The sequence below is a fragment of the Spiroplasma endosymbiont of Panzeria rudis genome, assembly GCF_964019705.1.
Taxonomy (GTDB): domain Bacteria; phylum Bacillota_I; class Bacilli_A; order Mycoplasmatales; family VBWQ01; genus Spiroplasma_E; species Spiroplasma_E ixodetis_A.
Window position 1 is genome coordinate 83,472 of the sequence record NZ_OZ026460.1, and the last position, 19,640, is coordinate 103,111.

General features: G+C 26.5%; 22 protein-coding genes and 3 pseudogenes. 19 read left to right on the forward strand and 6 right to left on the reverse strand.

What is annotated here, in order from left to right:
- Nucleotides 1–242 precede the first annotated feature (242 nt).
- From AACK89_RS00425 to pepF, 3 genes are all read right to left on the reverse strand, one after another.
- A complete protein-coding gene (locus AACK89_RS00425) occupies nt 243–1,637 on the reverse strand; it encodes a hypothetical protein (protein ID WP_338978559.1) in 1,395 nt (464 codons plus the stop codon).
- Nucleotides 1,638–2,097: 460 nt separating this feature from the next.
- Complete coding sequence (locus AACK89_RS00430) at nt 2,098–3,087, reverse strand: GMP reductase (protein WP_338978562.1); 990 nt, start codon at nt 3,085–3,087, stop codon at nt 2,098–2,100.
- Nucleotides 3,088–3,216: 129 nt separating this feature from the next.
- Nucleotides 3,217–5,055, reverse strand: coding sequence for an oligoendopeptidase F (gene pepF / locus AACK89_RS00435; protein ID WP_338978565.1), 1,839 nt, complete (start codon nt 5,053–5,055; stop codon nt 3,217–3,219).
- A gap of 145 nt (nt 5,056–5,200) precedes the next feature.
- On the opposite strand from pepF, the gene AACK89_RS00440 reads away from it, so the two are divergent.
- Nucleotides 5,201–6,595 (forward strand): peptidase M17, encoded by a 1,395-nt coding sequence (locus AACK89_RS00440; RefSeq protein WP_338975775.1) that lies wholly within the window; start codon nt 5,201–5,203, stop codon nt 6,593–6,595.
- Nucleotides 6,596–6,665: 70 nt separating this feature from the next.
- Here AACK89_RS00440 and AACK89_RS00445 read toward each other — a convergent pair whose 3' ends face one another.
- Nucleotides 6,666–7,163, reverse strand: a complete 498-nt coding sequence (locus AACK89_RS00445) for a hypothetical protein (protein ID WP_338975776.1) — start codon at nt 7,161–7,163, stop codon at nt 6,666–6,668.
- Nucleotides 7,164–7,605: 442 nt separating this feature from the next.
- Here AACK89_RS00445 and AACK89_RS00450 point away from each other — a divergent pair.
- A pseudogene (locus AACK89_RS00450) lies at nt 7,606–8,844 on the forward strand (IS256 family transposase).
- A 30-nt stretch (nt 8,845–8,874) separates the two neighbouring features.
- Here the strand turns inward: AACK89_RS00450 and AACK89_RS00455 are convergent.
- Nucleotides 8,875–9,642 carry a hypothetical protein gene (locus tag AACK89_RS00455; protein ID WP_338978568.1) on the reverse strand — a complete coding sequence of 256 codons (768 nt, stop codon included), beginning with the start codon at nt 9,640–9,642 and terminating at the stop codon, nt 8,875–8,877.
- 344 nt (nt 9,643–9,986) lie between these two features.
- On the opposite strand from AACK89_RS00455, the gene AACK89_RS00460 reads away from it, so the two are divergent.
- A complete protein-coding gene (locus tag AACK89_RS00460) occupies nt 9,987–10,928 on the forward strand; it encodes an ETX/MTX2 family pore-forming toxin (protein ID WP_338978570.1) in 942 nt (313 codons plus the stop codon).
- Between the two features lie 55 nt (nt 10,929–10,983).
- Here the strand turns inward: AACK89_RS00460 and trmB are convergent.
- Nucleotides 10,984–11,647: pseudogene (trmB, locus tag AACK89_RS00465) on the reverse strand (tRNA (guanosine(46)-N7)-methyltransferase TrmB).
- 478 nt (nt 11,648–12,125) lie between these two features.
- Here trmB and rpsJ point away from each other — a divergent pair.
- From rpsJ to rpsH, 16 genes and pseudogenes are all read left to right on the forward strand, one after another.
- A pseudogene (gene rpsJ / locus AACK89_RS00470) lies at nt 12,126–12,428 on the forward strand (30S ribosomal protein S10); the annotation flags it as partial.
- A 115-nt stretch (nt 12,429–12,543) separates the two neighbouring features.
- Nucleotides 12,544–13,236 (forward strand): 50S ribosomal protein L3, encoded by a 693-nt coding sequence (gene rplC, locus AACK89_RS00475; RefSeq protein WP_174480934.1) that lies wholly within the window; start codon nt 12,544–12,546, stop codon nt 13,234–13,236.
- A gap of 23 nt (nt 13,237–13,259) precedes the next feature.
- Nucleotides 13,260–13,889 carry a 50S ribosomal protein L4 gene (gene rplD / locus AACK89_RS00480; protein WP_338978575.1) on the forward strand — a complete coding sequence of 210 codons (630 nt, stop codon included), beginning with the start codon at nt 13,260–13,262 and terminating at the stop codon, nt 13,887–13,889.
- A gap of 1 nt (nt 13,890) precedes the next feature.
- On the forward strand, nt 13,891–14,184 hold the full coding sequence (rplW, locus tag AACK89_RS00485) for a 50S ribosomal protein L23 (protein ID WP_338978577.1): 294 nt from the start codon (nt 13,891–13,893) through the stop codon (nt 14,182–14,184).
- A 24-nt stretch (nt 14,185–14,208) separates the two neighbouring features.
- Complete coding sequence (gene rplB / locus AACK89_RS00490; RefSeq protein WP_252319248.1) at nt 14,209–15,072, forward strand: 50S ribosomal protein L2; 864 nt, start codon at nt 14,209–14,211, stop codon at nt 15,070–15,072.
- A 14-nt stretch (nt 15,073–15,086) separates the two neighbouring features.
- On the forward strand, nt 15,087–15,359 hold the full coding sequence (gene rpsS / locus AACK89_RS00495) for a 30S ribosomal protein S19 (protein WP_174480930.1): 273 nt from the start codon (nt 15,087–15,089) through the stop codon (nt 15,357–15,359).
- 12 nt (nt 15,360–15,371) lie between these two features.
- Complete coding sequence (gene rplV, locus AACK89_RS00500; protein ID WP_174480929.1) at nt 15,372–15,704, forward strand: 50S ribosomal protein L22; 333 nt, start codon at nt 15,372–15,374, stop codon at nt 15,702–15,704.
- Nucleotides 15,705–15,720: 16 nt separating this feature from the next.
- Nucleotides 15,721–16,464 carry a 30S ribosomal protein S3 gene (rpsC, locus tag AACK89_RS00505; protein ID WP_281748519.1) on the forward strand — a complete coding sequence of 248 codons (744 nt, stop codon included), beginning with the start codon at nt 15,721–15,723 and terminating at the stop codon, nt 16,462–16,464.
- 1 nt (nt 16,465) lies between these two features.
- A complete protein-coding gene (gene rplP / locus AACK89_RS00510) occupies nt 16,466–16,951 on the forward strand; it encodes a 50S ribosomal protein L16 (RefSeq protein ID WP_281748520.1) in 486 nt (161 codons plus the stop codon).
- Complete coding sequence (rpmC, locus tag AACK89_RS00515; RefSeq protein WP_281748521.1) at nt 16,932–17,426, forward strand: 50S ribosomal protein L29; 495 nt, start codon at nt 16,932–16,934, stop codon at nt 17,424–17,426. The genes rplP and rpmC overlap by 20 nt, the downstream gene beginning before the upstream one ends.
- Nucleotides 17,426–17,704 (forward strand): 30S ribosomal protein S17, encoded by a 279-nt coding sequence (rpsQ, locus tag AACK89_RS00520; protein ID WP_338978580.1) that lies wholly within the window; start codon nt 17,426–17,428, stop codon nt 17,702–17,704. The genes rpmC and rpsQ overlap by 1 nt, the downstream gene beginning before the upstream one ends.
- Before the next feature lie 21 nt (nt 17,705–17,725).
- Complete coding sequence (gene rplN / locus AACK89_RS00525) at nt 17,726–18,094, forward strand: 50S ribosomal protein L14 (RefSeq protein ID WP_338978582.1); 369 nt, start codon at nt 17,726–17,728, stop codon at nt 18,092–18,094.
- Nucleotides 18,095–18,107: 13 nt separating this feature from the next.
- Complete coding sequence (gene rplX, locus AACK89_RS00530; protein WP_338978583.1) at nt 18,108–18,455, forward strand: 50S ribosomal protein L24; 348 nt, start codon at nt 18,108–18,110, stop codon at nt 18,453–18,455.
- 21 nt (nt 18,456–18,476) lie between these two features.
- Nucleotides 18,477–19,034, forward strand: a complete 558-nt coding sequence (rplE, locus tag AACK89_RS00535; RefSeq protein ID WP_174480922.1) for a 50S ribosomal protein L5 — start codon at nt 18,477–18,479, stop codon at nt 19,032–19,034.
- Nucleotide 19,035: 1 nt separating this feature from the next.
- Nucleotides 19,036–19,221, forward strand: coding sequence for a type Z 30S ribosomal protein S14 (locus tag AACK89_RS00540; RefSeq protein ID WP_338978584.1), 186 nt, complete (start codon nt 19,036–19,038; stop codon nt 19,219–19,221).
- A 13-nt stretch (nt 19,222–19,234) separates the two neighbouring features.
- Entirely contained in the window at nt 19,235–19,639 is a 405-nt protein-coding gene (rpsH, locus tag AACK89_RS00545) for a 30S ribosomal protein S8 (RefSeq protein WP_174480920.1), read from the forward strand.
- Nucleotide 19,640: the final 1 nt, after the last annotated feature.

Genomic DNA, 19,640 nt, shown 5'->3' on the forward strand with positions numbered 1-19,640 from the left:
ACATCTAGACATGCTGTATCTTGAAATGAAATGGATCCCAATCGTTGTTTCAATGAAATTGGATATAACGATAATAGGGGGTTTACTTCTTCGTTTTAATATATTAAATAATTGTAATAATAAAAAAGTGAATTATTAATTCACTTTTTTATTATTATATAATGTATTTTTCAGTTAATATATTAAACTAAAATGTGTTATTTTTTTATATTTCATCAAAAGATGAATTAATGACTTTACTTTTACATAACTTGGATAGATGGTTGATTTGAATCTGGATGATCTATCGATTCGCTTTCATTTATTAAGTTTGCATTAAATGGTTGAAAATTAAATTGTTTTATTAATTTTTTAAAACTATAATTTTGTGCTTGTTGATTAGCAAATCTTTCTATTCCTTTTATACTATTGGTTGCTATTTCTTTTGCAATTGAAATTTTTGTTCAAAATCAATCAAAATAAGAAAAAGAAAAAGAAGTAAGAGTATTTTCAAGAATTACTGTCAATAGTGTTAGTGGAAGTGCTTTTTTAATATTTTCTAAATTTATTTCTTTTTCTTCGCCATAAAGACCAGTTAATATATTTTTAAAAATTGATACAAAAAGAAGCATACTAACAGTACTACCATATTTAATAATTTTTGAAAAGTTTTGATTTTTTAAATTTTGTCATAATTTTTCAATGCAAGGTTGAGCAATTTTATCAAAAATTAATTCTTCAATTAAAATACTAATAAAAAAAATACTTATTCTTTCTATAAAAGAGATGAAGTTGAAATTTTCTTCGCTAACATATAAATATAAAAATTGATCTCAAATACTAATACCACCAATTACTAAAGAAAAAGATAAGTATTTTCATTTATTTTTTAAAGAAATAAGTTTGTAATTTAAATACGATAAATTCATTACTGTAATACCACTAATACCACTCATTAATACATCTCAAAAATTATGATAAAGATTTTCAGGTAACTTTTCTTTATGAAAATAATTTTTAGCTTCAAATAATAATACTGATCCGAAAGCAAAATTTAAAAAAAATGTATTAGGTAAAAACATATATTTTGAACTGAAAAATTTTTTTAAAAAATTAGTTTTTTCTTTATTTATTGGTAAAAAAGTAGTTAAATCCAAGTCATTTAAATTATTATTGTATTCTCTTTCTTCTTCATTATTGTATATTTTATATTTTGTTTCAATTTTTTTATTTTCATTTAAATTTGATAATTCTAAAATAACTCTGCCATCATTTAATATAATTTCTTTCATTAAATATAATTGATTATCAATATTTGCTATTTTTTCATTTAAAATATCACCTGTTATAAATTTCGTATTATATTCTCAATTACCATTAATATCTAATCTTTTCTGTGTTTTTCCACCATAACGATCATCAGTATCCCTTCAATCATTGCTAAAATTAACAATAGTATTTACTGAATCACCATCAAATAATAAACTGTTTAAATTATTATTTTCTCTTCCATTTGTTATTTGATCATCATCTAAAGTTATAATACTTTCAGTACTAGATGAATCATTATGATTTATTGACATATTTGAATTATTAATTCCATTATAATTAATATGTGCACTTGTTTCTAATAAAGGTAATTTTTCTGTATTAATCATCTTTTCATCCCCTTCAAAATAAAAAACCATTTACTTTGAAATGAAAGTAAATGGATTAAAAAACTTATATTAATTTTTATATTTATTATAAAGAAATAAAACGTATTTCACAATATATTTTTATCTGGTATTTTAAATAAAGTTTATTTAATTCATTATATTTTATTAAAATAAAATTGAATATAAACTAAAAAGCAAAAAAATATGGAAGAAACTAATAAAGCCTTTGCTCACTATAAATGATAATAAAGGGGATAGAAAATGGCAGAAAAATCAGAAAAAAAGTTTTAGACAAAGTAGTTTAAATATTAAAAATAATTTAATTATTAGATTCTTTAATATCATTAAACAATTATCACTGTGAATTCAATTATCATCATAGGCAGTTTGATTTGCTTCTATTTTAATAAAAAACAATTCTCGGTACCCAGAATTGTTTTTAAAGAAAAATTAAAAGTTATTAACGATCATCACCATTATTAATAGTACCTTTAACAATAACATAATCACATTTTGTTAATGCAGATAAATCTTTACCGCCACCATAAGAAATAGCAGATTGTAAATCTTCTTCCATTTCTTTATAAGTATCAGCAATTGAACCTTTATATGGAACAAGTATTTTTTTACCTTCAATATTTTTCGCTTCCGCTTTGTTAAAAATACTTGCTGATCCAAAATATTCTTTGTAAGATTGACCATTTATTGTAACAATTTTGCTAGGTGATTCATCATAACCCGCTAAAATACTTCCTGCCATAATCATAGTGGCACCAAAAGCTATTGCTTTAGCAATATCACCATTACATCTAATACCACCATCTGCAATTAATGGTTTAGTGGTGCTATTGGCAACATCTTGTAAAGCATTTAATTGTCAACCACCTGTACCAAATCCAGTTTTTAGTTTAGTAATACAAGCTTTTCCTGGACCAACACCAAATTTAATTGCATCAGCGCCTCATTTTTCTAAATCTTTAACAGCGGTTTTTGTCATAACGTTACCAGCAATAATAAAAGGTTTAGTATTTGTTTTAGTAAAAGTAGTTTTTATAAATTTAATCATTTCTTCCATAGCATTACTATGACCATGAGCAATATCAATAGTAATAAATTCAGGAATTAGATTCAGTTTGATTAATTGTTCAAGTAACTCTTTATCCTCTTTTTTAACACCAATGCTAATTGAAGCATATAATTTTTGTTCATGCATATTTTTAATAAATTTAATTTGATCGATATTAAAACGGTGCATTACATAAAAGTAATTATTTTTAGCCAATCAAATACATAATTCTTGGTTAATGACAGCACTCATATTTGCCGGAATAATTGGAATTTTAAAAGTAAAACCATTTAGTTTAACACTGGTATCACATTCTTTTCGCGATTTAACTATTCCTTTATTTGCAATTAGATTTATATCTTCAAAATCAAATTTCACATTCATTTTTTATTTATTCTCCTTAGTCTTTACTAATTGTAATAGTCAAAATATGTACATATTATTTTATAACGTTTTAAATAAAATGCTAAAGGACTAAAACACCATTAGTATTATATATTATTTTTTTGCAATTTAATTATCTTTATTATTAATTAAGTCTGATAATTGGTTAATCATTTTCTTTAAATTAGTAATTAATGGGTTATAAACATCAATTTGTGTTAAATCAACACCCGCATCTTTTAAAATATCTAATGGATATTTGCTGCCACCAGCTTTTAAAAAGTTAAGTAAATTTTCTTTTTTACCATTTTTAACATCTTCATAAAGTTTATAAGAAACGGTAATTGAAGTAGCATATTTATAAACATAATAAGGTGAGTGGAAAAAATGAAGAATTCGTGGTCATGAGTATCCTTTTGCTTTTTCTTCGTATTTATCTAATGCTTTTTGTCCATATTTATTAGCTGTATTTTCAAATAAATCAGCCAAAATATCGGCGTTTAATGGCACTTCTTTTTCTACTAATTTATGTGCTTCTCATTCAAATTCAGCAAATTGAATTTGACGAAAAAAAGTACCAATTACAGTTTCAATATGAGTTTGTAGTAAGTAAATGCGTTCTTGATTATTTGACGCTTTATTATATAAATAATCAAATGCTAGATGTTCATTAACTGTTGAAGCAACTTCAGCTAAAATAATTGGATAGTCAGCATTTGGATATTTTTGATATTTTTCTGAAAATAGGGTGTGAACAGAATGACCTAATTCATGAGCTAGTGTATTAAGTGAATTAATAGTATCATCTCAATTCATTAAAATAATGGGTTCTACGCCATTACCACCTGTTGAATAAGCACCAGTTCGTTTATTTGTGTCTTCATAATAGTCAATTCTACCTGGTAATAATGCTAAGTTTAATTGTTCTAAATATTCATCACCTAAGATACTTAAAATTTCTTTGATTGAATTAATACCTTTTTCAACACTGAATTTTTTGGTTGGTATTGTTGTCATTTTTAAACTAGTATCGGTACTATAAAATTTTTTAAATTTAAAAAATTTACGTTTTAAATTATAAAATTCTTCTACTAAAATAGCGTGTTTCTGTCCCGTTTTTATTAAATTTTCATATAGTATTAATGGTACATCATCACTTAATAAACTATATTCTAAAGTAGTTAAATGTTTTTTATTATCTTTTTCTTTATCGTTGTTACGAATTTTTATTTCTTCAACAGCTACTTCTAAAATACTTTCATAAACTTGTGCTAATGAATGTTTTTTATTTTTAATATCTTCATAAAATTTTTTTGAAATATCAATTCTTAATTGTTGATTTTTTACTGGATTACTATTTTCTAAAATGTCTAAATATAAAGTTTGTGTTAATTCTTGTTCTTTATTTTGATAATTAAACATTGTTTTTTGTTTATCAGCATAAACCAAACTATCATATAAACCACCAGCAGCACTTCTTGATTTACTAACTTTACTAAGTAAAGTTTCATCGTGTTCACTTAAAATAAATTTTTCAAATTTAAAGAAAACTTCCATATCATGTTTATATATCATTAATGAGGGATCATTATTAATCCAGTTTTTAATAGTTTGTAAACCAATAGTTTTAATTTCTGGTTCAATCCATGCTAATTTTTCCGATAACTTACTTTGTTGAGTCGCAAATAAACTAGATAATTGTTGCAATTCTAAGTTAGTTTGATCTAAATCTCCATAATGTAAATATTGTACAACTTTAGATTCTAACATTGATATTTCTTTGCTAATTGCTAAATATTTTTTAAAGTTATCAATATTATTTAATTTTCCTTTAAAAGTTAAAAGTTGATTGGCAAATTTATCAAACTCAGGTAAAGCTTTTTTTCAAGATTCATTATTAATAAATAAATGCTTAAAATCTCAGCAGTACTTTTTTTTATCTTTTTCATTTAATTCAGAACGCTTCATAGTTTTTGCTCCATTCTATGGTAATATTACAATACAATAATAATACAATAATATTGTTTAACTTATCTATTTTTGTTGTAATTTTTGAAAATATTAATTCAGATATATTGTAATTATTTTAATATTACCATTTAGGAGTGAAAATATGGATAAAAATATTCTACTTAATGTTAGTAGTAAACTTGAATTAAAATTAAAATTAACAGCGGTATTTGCTGATAAAGTTCCTCATGAATTGATTGCTAAAGAAAAAAATAAATTAACATTAATTTCTGAAGATAAAACTTATTACCTATATTTAGGTGATAGTAAAGGTTTAACTCGTAATGATGTTTATAATTTTTTTGTAAATTTTAGTAGTAATAATAGTCAAGATTTGGATATTGATGTCAAATCTTTTGTTACGAGTAATTTAAATGAAAGTATACTTTTACAAACTATATATGAAGCATTATGATTCGGTACTTTTAAAGAATATACTTTAAAAAGTAAAAAGAATGAAGAAAAAAAAGTTAAATATAATGTTGTTTCAACAGCAAAATTCCCTAGCTATACTTCACAACAACAGATCGAAATTCAAGGAGAAAGTATTAATTTAGCACGTAATTTGCAAGATATGCCACCTAATTTATTATATCCCGAAGTTTTTGCAAAAAAAATTCAAGATGCAGCAAAAGGTATTAAAAATTTATCAGTAAAGGTTTTAGGGCAAAAAGAAATAACAGAGCTAAATATGAATTTATTATTAGCAGTTAATGCTGGAAGTAATTTTGATGCTCGTGTTGTTGTTTTGGAATATAAAGGTGATCCACAGCATGCCGATGATATTTTGGGATTAGTTGGTAAAGGAATTACTTTTGATAGTGGTGGTTATTCACTAAAACCTTCTTCAGCAATGAAAGGTATGAAATTTGATATGTCGGGTGCAGCTAGTGTATGTAATGCTGCCATTGCTGCTGCTAAATTACAATTAAAAATAAACTTTGTCGCTGTTGCTTGTTTAACAGAAAATAAGATTGGTGGTCATGCTACTTTAGTAGAAACAGTTTTTACTTCAATGAATGGTAAAACTGTAGAAATTAATAATACCGATGCAGAAGGAAGATTGGTATTAGCAGATGGTATGACATATGCTTTACGTAAAGGAAAAGCAAATCGTATTATTGAATTATCAACTTTAACTGGCGCAATGCTAGTGGCATTAGGTAGCTATATGACTGGTGCTTTTGCTACTGATGATAAATTATTTAATGATTTTGATTTATCATCACAACAAACTAATGAGGAAATTTGAAGAATGCCAATTCATCAACAAAATATTTTAAATATGCGTTCATCTAAAATAGCTGATTTAAGTAATCTTTCTAAAGATCCATATGGTGGTTCATCAAATGCTGCTGCATTTTTAAAAGAATTTAGTGAAGATAAACCATTTTTACATTTAGATATTGCAGGAACTGCTTATAAAAATGATCGTGGTATGGGTATATTAATTAAAACATTAGTTCAATATATGAAAAATTATAGTACAAGTAAATAAAGTTATAAAAAGGAATAATCATAACAATCATTCCTTTTTTATTTTATAAAAAAGTTATTTGACAATATTTTTAGTTAATTGGTATTGAAATAATATTTGATTCTATTTTTTGTAGTGTTTTTAATAATGGTGGTAGTTGAGAATTATTAATTTTATTAATATTTAATCGATTACTTGTATCAATAGTATCATTTAATTTAATATTTATTTTTTCTAAGATTTTAATATTTTTATCAATTTTTTCATAATAATTTTTGACTAATTTTTCTAAATTTTCTTCAGTAATATTTGAACTTAATTGGAAAATTGAATTATTTGAGTAAACAGACTGATAACATTTTTTAGGAAAATTACATATATAACTTAATACTTGATAAGTATATGTATTTTTAAATCTTTCTCAACAAAAATCAGTAATATTAAGTTTAAATGAAAAACCAATTTGGGCTATTATTGCAACTATTATATTTTCTTTAGTTATTAGTAGCTTTAAATCTTTTATAAAATCTATTTTTTTGTTAGCACTTATTTGAGCAGTAATAATATCAAAATAACTATCAAGTGTCATCGAAGATACTATTGATATTAATCAAGTAAATAAATATTTAATATTTTTACAAATATTGTTATTGTAGTCATTATTAGGATTTAAAGTTTGTATTTCTAAAATTTTTTGTATTTCATTTAAATTAAATTCTAGTTTAATAAAATTTAAATCATATCATCTTTTTAAAGCAGTTATTTTTTCATATTCTAATTCAATATCTGCTTCACTAACAGTAGGTTTATTAAATAATTTTTTTAATGCATTGTCATAATAATGAGTGTTTAATATTTTTTAATCCATTTTCAAATAGATTAAATTTTAATTTAAAAATTATTAATGCTAAAAAGGATACAATAATAGTTTCAAGAGAGAAATGTTTAGTAATCTGTGTAACTTACAAAAATAACTATGTTTAATTAATTCTAGTAAATATAATTAAATGACTAGAAAGAGTGAGTTACAGATGGTTAAAAAAGATAACTTTAATAATAATGATCCAATATCAAAAGCAGTAGATTTATTACTAGAAAATACTGAAGATTTAACAACAGTTTTTAAACCTGGCGGTTTATATAAAGAATTAACAAAAAGATTAGTTGAAAAAATGTTGAATTCTGAAATGCAAAATTATTTAGGATATGAAAAAAATCAACATAGTACTACTGAAAATGCTCGTAATGGTACAAGTTCAAAAAAATTAATAACTCAACAAGGTAAAATTGAAATTGATGTACCAAGAGATCGCAATAGTAATTTTACTCCTGTAATAGTTCCTAAAAGGCAAAGAAGATTTGATGGTTTTGATCAACAAGTTCTTTCCTTGTATGCAAAAGGAATGACATTATCTGACATTAGAATGCAGTTGCAAGAGTTATATCATGGTGCTGATATTAGTGAAAGTGTTATTAGTCAAATTACTGATGATGTTATTGATGATGTTAAAGCATGACAAAATCGACCATTAGAAAGTATTTATCCTATTGTTTATTTTGATTGTATAGTAGTTAAAGTACGACAAGATAAACGGATTATTAACAAATCAGTTTATATAGCATTAGGAGTTGATTTAGAAGGCAAAAAAGATGTTTTAGGATTATGAATTAGTGAAAATGAAGGTTCTAAGTTTTGATTATCTAAATTTCACAGAAATGAAAAATCGTGGCTTAAATGATATTCTTATTGCTTGTAGTGATAATTTAACAGGCATGTCAGAAGCAATACAATCAGTTTATCCTAAAACAGAACATCAATTATGCATTGTTCATCAAATTAGAAATAGTTTAAATATGTTTCGTACAAACATCGAAAAGGTCTAGTTGCAGATTTAAAACCAATTTATAGTGCATGTAGTGAAGAACAAGCAATGCAAGCTTTAGAATCGTTTGAAAGTAAATGAAATAAACAATATCCTCAAATTACTAAATCTTGATATAAAAATTGAGATAATTTAATGGTTTTTATTAGTTATCCAGTAGAAATCAAAAGAGTGATTTATACTACAAATGCTATTGAATCTGTTAATAGTCAATTACGAAAAATCATCAGAAATAAAAAAGTTTTTCCTAATGATATGGCAGTTTTCAAAATATTTTACTTGGCAATTGAAAATATAACAAAAAAATGAACATTGCCTATTCAAAATTGAAATATAGCAATTGCTCATTTTATGATAAAATTTGAAGACAGAATTAATCTAAATTAGTAACTTTGTAAAACAAAGATACACAGATTATTAAAAAGCCTCTTCAAGAGCAGTAAAAGTTTTAACAAAGGATGTTGGAATTAAAGGTAAATCATTGGCTATATCGTTTTTTATAATACTTATAGAACTAGCAAAAGATACTCCGCTAGTGAAAACTGCGAAAGTAGCAATAATTTTTATTAATTCATTAGTAATTATTGAATATGCTTTAAGATTGTTATTAATGTTTTCTTCAATGGTTAATATAATATTATTTTCAGTATTATTATTTAAAAGAGTTTTAAACTTTGTAACTAATTGTTGACATAAGTTTGAAAACTCTTTCATTTGTGTTTCTAATGTATTTTTATTTGTTTCAAGAATATTAATTTTAGTTTTTATTTCCTCAAAATTAAGGTTAGTTATTTCAGTAGTATTAGTAAATACTTTATCTTTTATTTTATTTCATACTTTATAAAATAAAGTTTTTTCTAATTGACTATTATCGAAATTTGTTAAACATTTCTTTAGAAATGAAACAAAGAGTGAAATAGTAGTATTGCCAAGTACTTCTCATTTAATTAAAGTAGTAAATGCCTTTTTAAAATCTATATCCTCATTACTATTTACTTGAGTACTAATAATGTTTAAACTAGCAATTGTAATAATAGCTGATGATATTCATAGCGATCCCGAAACTAAATGTTTAATTTCTTGGTAAAATCCATTAGTTCAATTTTTAATAGTTTGTTTTCATGTGCTAGTATTATTTGATAGTGGTAATAAAGGTGTGGTTTCAGTTATTAATGATAATGGCATTAGTATTCTCCTTAATTACTTAAAATATTTGTTTTTCTTTTTAATCTTTATAATAAATTCAAATAAAATCAATAATATTTACTTTTAATGTTATTTATAAGATTACTATTATCAATATTATAAGTTTTCGTATAAATTAAATAATTAATTATTACTTATTTATATAAGAATAAAAAGATAAAATTTGTTAAAAATAATGTTAATTTTAAATAATTTCATTAATTTTTTTGACTTTAACTATTTTATTGTATATCATTCATTTATCTTTAAATCATTATTTGTTCTGCTAATTAAGATGGTCACACAAAACATGTGTGTATAAATATTTAGGAGGAAAATAATATATGATCAAAAATATGAGGAAATTATTATCATTAATGTCTATTTTAGGATTTTCAACAGTAACAGTAACGAATGTAGTTGCTTGTACTTCTGCTGATACTTCTATAAAACATGAAACAAAAAAGAATGGACTTACTTGATATCCACCAGATAATATGGAAAATATTATTAAAGATATCAATAATACAATTATTCCAAAAAATTGATGAGTAGCAGATGGTAATTATGAAATACCAATTTCCATGAAGGATTTGATTCAAAAAGAATATGATAAATATTTTACTGGCAAAGAAGGTACTTTAAAACCAATAAAGACTGTTGCTAAAGATGAAAATATAGTAGATTCTTTTCAAGACATTTATACTAATAGTTCTAATCCCGAACAAATTTATCAAACTCAATCACAATCTAAAACTATTACTAATACTTTTTCTTGAAAAACATTAGAAAAAATTGGAGTTAAAGTTAAACCTGAATTTAAAATTCCTTTAGTTGGTAAAAGTGATGTTGAAACTAGTGCTGAATTTGGTTCAGAGCAACAAGGAACTAAAACTACTAGTGATAGTGAAACATTAACTAATCCAAGTCAATCATTTAAATTAAAATCACATTCAATAGGAACAGTTTTATATACTATTAAGCAAGGAACGTATCATAATGAAGGGAAAATTAGTTATTCAGTAAATTTAACTGATACTATTAGTTCTTCATATTATTGATCACAAACGGGTCAATGAAGTAAAAGTGACTATACTATTAAAGATTTGATTAAACTTTTAGTTGATAACGGTTATAAAGAACAGCTTAAAATTGGTTCTAACACTTATTCAATTATTTCAACAGATAATCCTGATAACCCAAAAACTGTTTTTTTAAATTTACCTATTTCTTGAGATTCACAGGGTGGAAAATTAAATGTAACATTTGATGAAAAATCTTTATAGTTTAATATGAATATAATCTTAGTTAATCATTAACTTTTTTTAATAAAATTGAAGTTTAAACTTCAATTTTATTTTTTTGTATTAATAAATAATTAATGTTTTTATTTTGTTTAATGAATTTTTCTTCATATTCAGTTTTAATAAATGCTTCATCATTTTTTATTATTATCTTGATGTAGATTAATTGTATATTCTAATAAATTTCATTTATTTTTTTGAAATTCTAAAAGTGAATAATTAAATAAATTGTTATTATCTGTTTTAAAGTGAAGTTGACCATTTTTTATTAAAATTTTTTTGTATATTTCTAAAAATTTTTGGTATGTTAATCTTCTTTTAAAATGTCTTTTTTTAGGTCATGGATCAGAAAAATTTAAATAAATTTTATTAATTTCATTATTGGCAAAAAAATCTTTTAAATTTATGGCATCTTCTATAATTATTTTTAAATTACATAATTTATTTTCAATTAATTTTTTTAATAATATAGTTACAATAGAAATATTTTTTTCAATAGCAATATAATTTTGATTTGAATTTTGTTTAGCAAGATTTATAATGAAATTTCCTTTGCCACTTCCAATTTCAATATTGATTGGATTTTTATTTTGAAATATTTTTTTATTTCATTTCCCTTTGTAATTATAGGGATCATTAATACATAAATTATTATGTATTAAAATAAATTCTTTTGCTCATGGCTTATTTCTTACTCTCATTGTAATTCCTTTTCTAATTTAATCAACATAGTTGTTATAAAAGTGTAACTTACTAATTTTAGAATTATATCAAAATTGAAGTTTAAATATCTTTTGCTAAAAGAATTTCATTATTATATTTATATCATGTAATATTTTTATTTAAATAAATTTTGTGAAATATTATAATTATATATTACCTTTTACTTTTTTAAAGTAAGAAAATAATAAAAAAATAATGGTATTTTATTATTTTTTTAATAAAAATCTTTATTTTTTACAACTAAATTAATAGTTAAAAGATTATGAGCAAAAAACCCATTATTTTTTTTGTTTTTTTTGTATTTTGCTATTCCCTTTTACCATTACACTATGTTATACTTACAAGGCGTGATTGTTATGTATAAATGCTGATACACTGATATCAGTTGTCATTATATCACATGTTTTGTTCTTTATTTTATTAAAAATCGTTCTAAGGAGGATATAGCCAATGGCAATCATAGGAGACAAAGTAAAAATTCGTTTAGAAAGTTATGATCACTCAGCTATTGACCAAATAGCACAGAAAATTAAAGATGTGTTAAAAAAAGAAGGTGCTGAAGTGGTAGGTCCAATTCCATTACCAACTCATAAAGAAATTTTCACTATTCTTCGTTCACCGCATAAACATAAAGATTCACGTGAACAATTTGAAAAGAGAACCCACAAAAGAATTATTGGTGCTCAATTATCACCAAAATCTTTAAATGCTCTAAGTGGACTTACTATCCCTAATAGTGTTAGTATCTCTTTGATAATCGAATCTAAAGATGAAAAAAAATCAACTTTAAATCAAGTATCAAAAAAGATTAATAAAAAAAATTATTAAAATCGATAAATATTAATTATTTACAACATATTCCAAGGAGGAAATTATGAAAGGAATCTTAGGTAAGAAACTAGGAATGTCACAAGTTTTCTTAAACAACGGACAACTAGTTCCAGTAACAATTATCGAAGTACAACCAAATGTAGTAAGTCAAGTTAAAACAAATGTAAAAGACAAATATAGTAGTTTACAACTTGCAACGTTCGATCTTCGTGTTACTTTATCAAACAAACCAACAATCGGACACTTTAAAAAAGCCGACAGTCAACCTAAGCGCTTCGTGAAAGAAATTCGTAACATGAACGGATTTAATCATAAAGATCTTATTAATGTTGCTGACGTATTCACAGCAGGTGAATTCGTTGATGTTCAAGGAACTTCTAAAGGTAAAGGATTTACAGGACGCATTAAACGTCATAATCAATCACGTGGTCCAATGGGTCATGGATCAGGTTTACATCGTCAAATGGGTTCAACAGGTTCTATTAATGCTAACCGTGTGTTTAAATCACAACCAATGCCAGGGCAAATGGGAAATGTTAAACGTAGTGTTGCTAACTTAGAAGTTATTAAAGTAGATAAAGAAAATAATTATCTTTTAGTAAAAGGTTCAGTTCCAGGACCAAAACAAGGCTTTCTTGTTATTAAACAAGCAGTTAAAAAACCAATTCTCAAAACCCCAGTATCATTAGTTGTTAGAAATCAAAATACTACAACCGAAGTTACTGATGGTCAATAAAGTTAATTATGGAGGATAGCAAAATGAAAATTAATGTTGTTAACAACGCTGGAACAAAAGTTAGCGAATTAACTTTAAACGAAAAAATTTGAGGAATTGAACCCCACAAGCAAGCGCAGTTTGATAGTTTATTAAGTTATAATGCTACAAAACGTCAAGGAACACACGCTGTTAAAAGTCGTGCTGAAGTTGCTGGCGGTGGTAGAAAACCATGAAAACAAAAAGGAACAGGTAATGCGCGTCAAGGCTCAATTCGTTCACCACAATGAAAAGGTGGGGGGATTGTTTTTGGACCAAATACTGATCGTAATTATTTAATTGGATTACCAAAAAAAGTAAGAAGATTGGCAATAAAATCAGCATTGGCTGCCAAATTCCAAAATAAAAAAATAGTTGTAATTGATGAATTAAACTTTGAAAAACCTTCAACTAAAATTATGTTAGAAACTTTAAAAGTTTTAGAATTAGCAAACAATAAAACACTAATTGTTTCAGGAATAAGCAATAAAGAAACAGTTATTAAATCAGGTCGCAATTTACCTAGAACAACAACAATCGCTGCTAATAGTATTAATATTTACGATTTATTAAATGCTAAAAAAGTATTGTTTACTACTGAGGCAATTAAAATCGTTGAGGAGGCTTTAATTTAATATGCATTTAAGTGAAGTTATAGTAAAACCAGTATTAACTGAGAAAACTTATAAACAAATGGCTGAAGGTATCTATACATTTACTGTTAACCGTAAAGCTAATAAAAGTCACGTTAAAAAAGCCTTTGAACAGATTTTTGAAGTTAAAGTAGCAGACGTTAATATTATTAATAGTAAACCAAAAATTAAAACTGTTGGTAGATTTGTTGGAAAAACATCGGCAGTAAAAAAAGCTCTTATTAAATTAGCTCCTGGTGAACAATTAAGTTTGTTTAGTTCTGAAGAACAAAGCTAATGAGATTGGAAGGAGAAAAAAACAATGGCAATTAGAAAAATTAATCCCACTACTGCAGGAAGACGTAATATGACCGTTCTGGATTACAAACAGAACTTAACTATTGGTAATAGCCCTGAAAAATCTTTATTAGTAAATTTAGTTAAACAAGCTGGTAGAAATAATCAAGGTAAAATTACAGTAAGGCATCAAGGTAATGGTCATAAGGTTAAATACCGTATTATTGATTTTAAACGTAACAAAGACAATGTAGTTGGAACAGTTAAAACAATTGAATATGATCCAAATCGTAATGCTAACATTTGTCTTATTTCTTATCTTGATGGTGAAAAGCGTTATATCTTAGCACCAAAAGGAATCAAAGTAGGAGATAAGTTATTAAGTGGTGAAAACAGTGATACTGTTAAAATTGATATTACTGTTGGTAACTGTTTACCATTATCACAGATTCCACAAGGAACAGTTGTTCATAATGTTGAATTAAAACCAGGTAAAGGTGGACAAATGGCACGAAGTGCTGGTGGTAGTGTTCAAATTCTTGGTCGTGATGAAACAGCTAAGTATACATTATTAAAATTAACATCAGGTGAAGTTAGAAAAGTATTAAGTAATTGTCGAGCTACAATTGGTACAGTTGGAAATGATGATCATAACTTAGTAAATATTGGTAAAGCAGGAAGAAATCGTTGAAAAGGAATTAGACCTACTGTTCGTGGTAGTGTTATGAACCCAAATGATCACCCACATGGTGGAGGAGAAGGTAAAGCCCCAATCGGAAGAAAAGCTCCAGTAACACCATGAGGTAAAAAAGCATTAGGTTTAAAAACTCGTGATAGTAAAAAAGCATCAAATAAATTAATTGTACGAAGAAGAAATGCAACAAAGTAGGAGGAAAGTAATATATGTCAAGATCTTTAAAAAAAGGACCCTTTGCTGATAGTCATTTATTAAACAAAGTGGAAACTCAAAATAAAAATAAATCAAAAAAAATTATTCAAACTTGATCTCGTCGTTCAACAATTTTCCCACAATTTGTTGGACATACATTCGGTGTACATAATGGCAAAACACATTTACCTGTATATGTAACAGAAGATATGGTTGGTCATAAATTAGGAGAATTCGCACCCACACGTAAGTTTGGTGGTCACGGTTCTGACAAGAAAAAGCGTTAGGAGATAGAAATTATGGAAGCAAAAGCTCATTTAGATAAATTACGCATTAGTCCAAGAAAAGTGCGTTTAGTAGCCGATTTAGTTCGTGATAATGCTGTTGCCAAAGCTCTAGTAATTCTAGCTCATGAAAAAAAACGCGCAGCACAGCCAATTATAAAATTAATTAATTCAGCAGTTGCTAATGCTGCTAATAACTATGGAATGGAAGCCAACAAATTACGTATTAAGGAAATATTTGTAAATGAAGGTCCAACTATGAAAAGATTTATGCCCCGTGCTCATGGTAGAGCATATCAAATCTTAAAAAGAACAAGCAAAATCACTATCGTGGTTAGCGATAATTAGGAGGTAAATAAGTAATATGGGTCACAAAGTTAGTCCAAATGGATTAAGATATGGTATCAATAAAGATTGACAATCACGTTGATATGCAACTAGTAATGAAGATTTAGCAAAATGAATTTTAGAAGACCACAAAATTAGAAAAGCACTATTTGCGCATTTAAAAACTTCTGGTGTTTCTAAAATTGAAATCGAAAGAACTAAATCACAAATTACCTTATTTATCCACTGTGTTCGTGTTGGTTCAGTTTTAGGGCAAGGCGGTTCAAACATTGAAGTATTAACAACATTAATTCGTAAAACAATTAAAAATCGTAAAATAGGTATTAGAATTAATGTTGTTGAAATTAAAAATCCTGATATTGATGCGCAAACAATTGCTAATACATTAGCACAACAAATAAGCAATCGTATGTCACATCGTACAACACAAAAATTAGCAATTCGTAAAGCACTTCGTGCTGGAGCAAAGGGAATTAAAACTCGTGTTTCAGGAAGACTTGGTGAAGCGGATATGGCACGTGTTGAAGGTTATTCAGAAAGTAGTGTTCCTCTAGCAACATTACGTAGTAATATTGATTATGCTACTGCTGAGGCAAAAACAACTTTTGGTCAAATTGGTATTAAAGTTTGAGTATATAAAGGTGAAATTTTATCAGGAACTGACTCAACTCAACCTGAAATTATTTCAAAATATAATCAAAGAAATAATAACAATCGCCGAAATAATTACCCACAACAACCACGTAAGGAGGTAAAGTAAGATGGCTATACCTAAGAGATATAAACACTCTTGCGTCCACCGTTTAAGTTATGAAGGAACTGCAAAAGGTTGTAAAACAGTTGCTTTTGGAACTTACGGACTTCGTGCTGAAGAAGGTTCTTACATTACTGAAAGACAAATTGAAGCAGCCAGAGTAGCAATGACACGTTACATGAAACGTGGTGGAAAAGTTTGAATTAGAATCTTTCCACATTTACCAATTACTAGAAAACCAGCGGAAGTACGTATGGGTTCAGGAAAAGGTTCAATTGATCATTGAGTCTCAGTAGTAAAAGCAAAAACAGTTATGTTTGAAGTATCATATCCTAATGAAGCAACAGCACGTGAAGCATTGCGTCTTGCAATGCACAAGTTGCCAATCAAATGTAAAATTGTTACTAGAGAAATAAAACCAACAGAAGAAGTAAAGGTTGCTAAAAATTTAACAACAGAATTGGGTGAAGCAAATGGAAATGCAAGTAATTAAAAATAAATCAACTTTAGAATTACAACAAGACGAAGAAACTCTTCGTGCACAATTGTTTGCTTTACGAATTCAAAGTTCGTTAGGTAAACTAGAAACTCCGCATATGATAAATAATCTTCGTAAGGATATTGCTCGTATTAAAACTGAATTAACTATCAGAATTAATAATGGTGAAAAAATCAAACCATTACATATTAATAAAATGGTATTACCAGAAGAAAATAAAGAAAGCAAAAAAACTAAAAAAGTTGCTAAAGTTGATGATAAAAAAGATATTAAAGTTAAAACAATAACTAAATCAGAAGTTATTAAAGAATCAGATAAAATTGCTAAAAAAGAAGTTACTGAAAAAACAACTAAAGCAAAATCATCAAACAAAGAAGTTAAAAAAGTTACTGCTACTAAAGTAGAAAAACCATCTAAAAAACCTACAGTTAAGAAAACTGTAACACCAGCTAAGGAGGACAAAGAATAATGACAAATATTATTACAAACAAACAACGTAAAACTTTTGTTGGAATTGTAAGTTCTGACAAAAATGATAAAACAATTACTGTTGTTGTTGAAACTTCAAAACGACATCCAATGTACCATAAAAGTTTTAAGTCAACTAAAAAGTATCATGCCCATGATGAAACTAACCAAGCTAAAATTGGTGACAAGGTTGAAATCATTTCAACTCGTCCACTTTCAGCTCTAAAACGCTTCCGTTTGTTAAAGATTATTGAATCTAAAACAAATAAAAAAGCTTAATTAACCAGGAGGATAAGAAAGATGTTACAAAATCTATCGTGAGCCAATGTGGCTGATAACACTGGTATTAAAGAAGTTATGGTTATTAGAGTTTTGGGTGGTAGTACTAAAAAATTTGCTAAAATTGGTGATATTGTTGTTTGTTCAGCAAAATTAGTAACACCTAATAGTGCAATGAAAAAAGGACAAGTTGTTAAAGCAGTTGTCGTACGTAGTAAATTTGGTGTAAAACGTAATGATGGTTCTTGTGTAAAATTTGATGATAATGCAGTAGTAATTATTAAAGAAGATAAAACGCCACGTGGTACTAGAGTATTTGGTGTCTTGGCTCGTGAAGTTAAAGAGCGTGGTTATAATAAAATTGCTTCTTTAGCAGAAGAAATTGTTTAGGAGGATGAAATAAATGGCAAGCAAAAAGAAACCAGTTATTAGTCTTGATACTAAATTAAAAATAGGCGACCAAATTAAAATCATTGCAGGAAAGCATAAAGGTCATACCGGACCAATTATCCAAGTACTTCGTGAAAAAAATCGTGTTATTATTGAAGGTATTACTGCTAAGAAAAATAAAAAACCTACTCAAAATGATCAAGAAGGTGGAATTGTGGAAGTAAAAACTAGTGTTCACATTTCTAATGTAATGATCCTTGATGGTAAAAAAGATAAAAAAGTAACAAAAATTGGGTACAAAATTGATAAAGATGGCAAAAAAGTTCGTATTGCACGAAGATCTGAAACAGAATTACGATAATAAAGGAGTAACAGCATAAAAATGAATCGTTTACAAGAAAAATATAATAAAACTATTATTCCCCAATTGCAAAAAGAATTAAATTTTACATCAATAATGCAAGTACCCAAAATTGAAAAAGTTGTTATTAATATTGGTGTTGGAGATGCAAGTAGTAATCCAAAAGCCATTGATAAATCAGTATCTGAATTATCAAAAATTACTGGTCAAAAACCAATTATCACTAAAGCGAAAAAATCAATTGCCGGCTTTAAATTAAGAGCGGGAATGCCAATTGGTTGTAAAGTTACATTACGTGGCGAAAAAATGTATGATTTCCTTGATAAATTTATCTCAATTTCTTTACCAAGAATTCGTGATTTTCAAGGTTTATCAGTTAAAGCATTTGATCAAAATGGTAATTACACTGTTGGTATTAAAGAACAAATTATTTTTCCTGAAATTAATTATGAAGAAGTAGATAAAGTTCGTGGTATGGAAATCTCAATTATTACCACAACATCAAATAATGCAACAGCATTATTGTTATTAAAAAAAATAGGATTACCGTTTAAAAAACAAGGAAAGCAGGTGGCATAAGATGGCAAAAACTTCATTAAAAGTAAGACAAGCCCGTAAATCAAAGTTTAGTACGCAAGCATATACACGCTGTCAAAAGTGTGGCCGTCCTCATGCGGTTATTCGTAAATTTATGTTATGCCGTATTTGTTTTCGCGCTTTAGTATACCAAGGACAAATTCCTGGTATTAGAAAAGCATCATGATAGGAGGTATATAATTATGATGACAGATCCAATAAGTAATATTTTAACAGTTATTCGTAATGCTATTAGCGCTGCGGATAGCAGTAAACATCGAGTAGTTAGTGTACCTTCTTCAAAACAACTAGTTAAGATAGCCGATATCTTGCAAAAAAATGGTTATATTGAAAAATATCGTGTTACTAAAGAAAATCCTAGCAAACCTAAATTAGAACTTTTATTAGTTCATACTGGTAAAAGTCCAATTCTTGGTTTAAAAAGAATATCTAAACCAGGATTAAGAATGTATGCAAAATGTGAAGACTTACCAAGTGTGTTAAATGGTTATGGAATTGCAATCATTTCTACATCAAAAGGTATTATGACAAATAAACAAGCAAAAAAACTTGGTCTTGGTGGCGAAGTTCTTGCTTATGTATGATAAG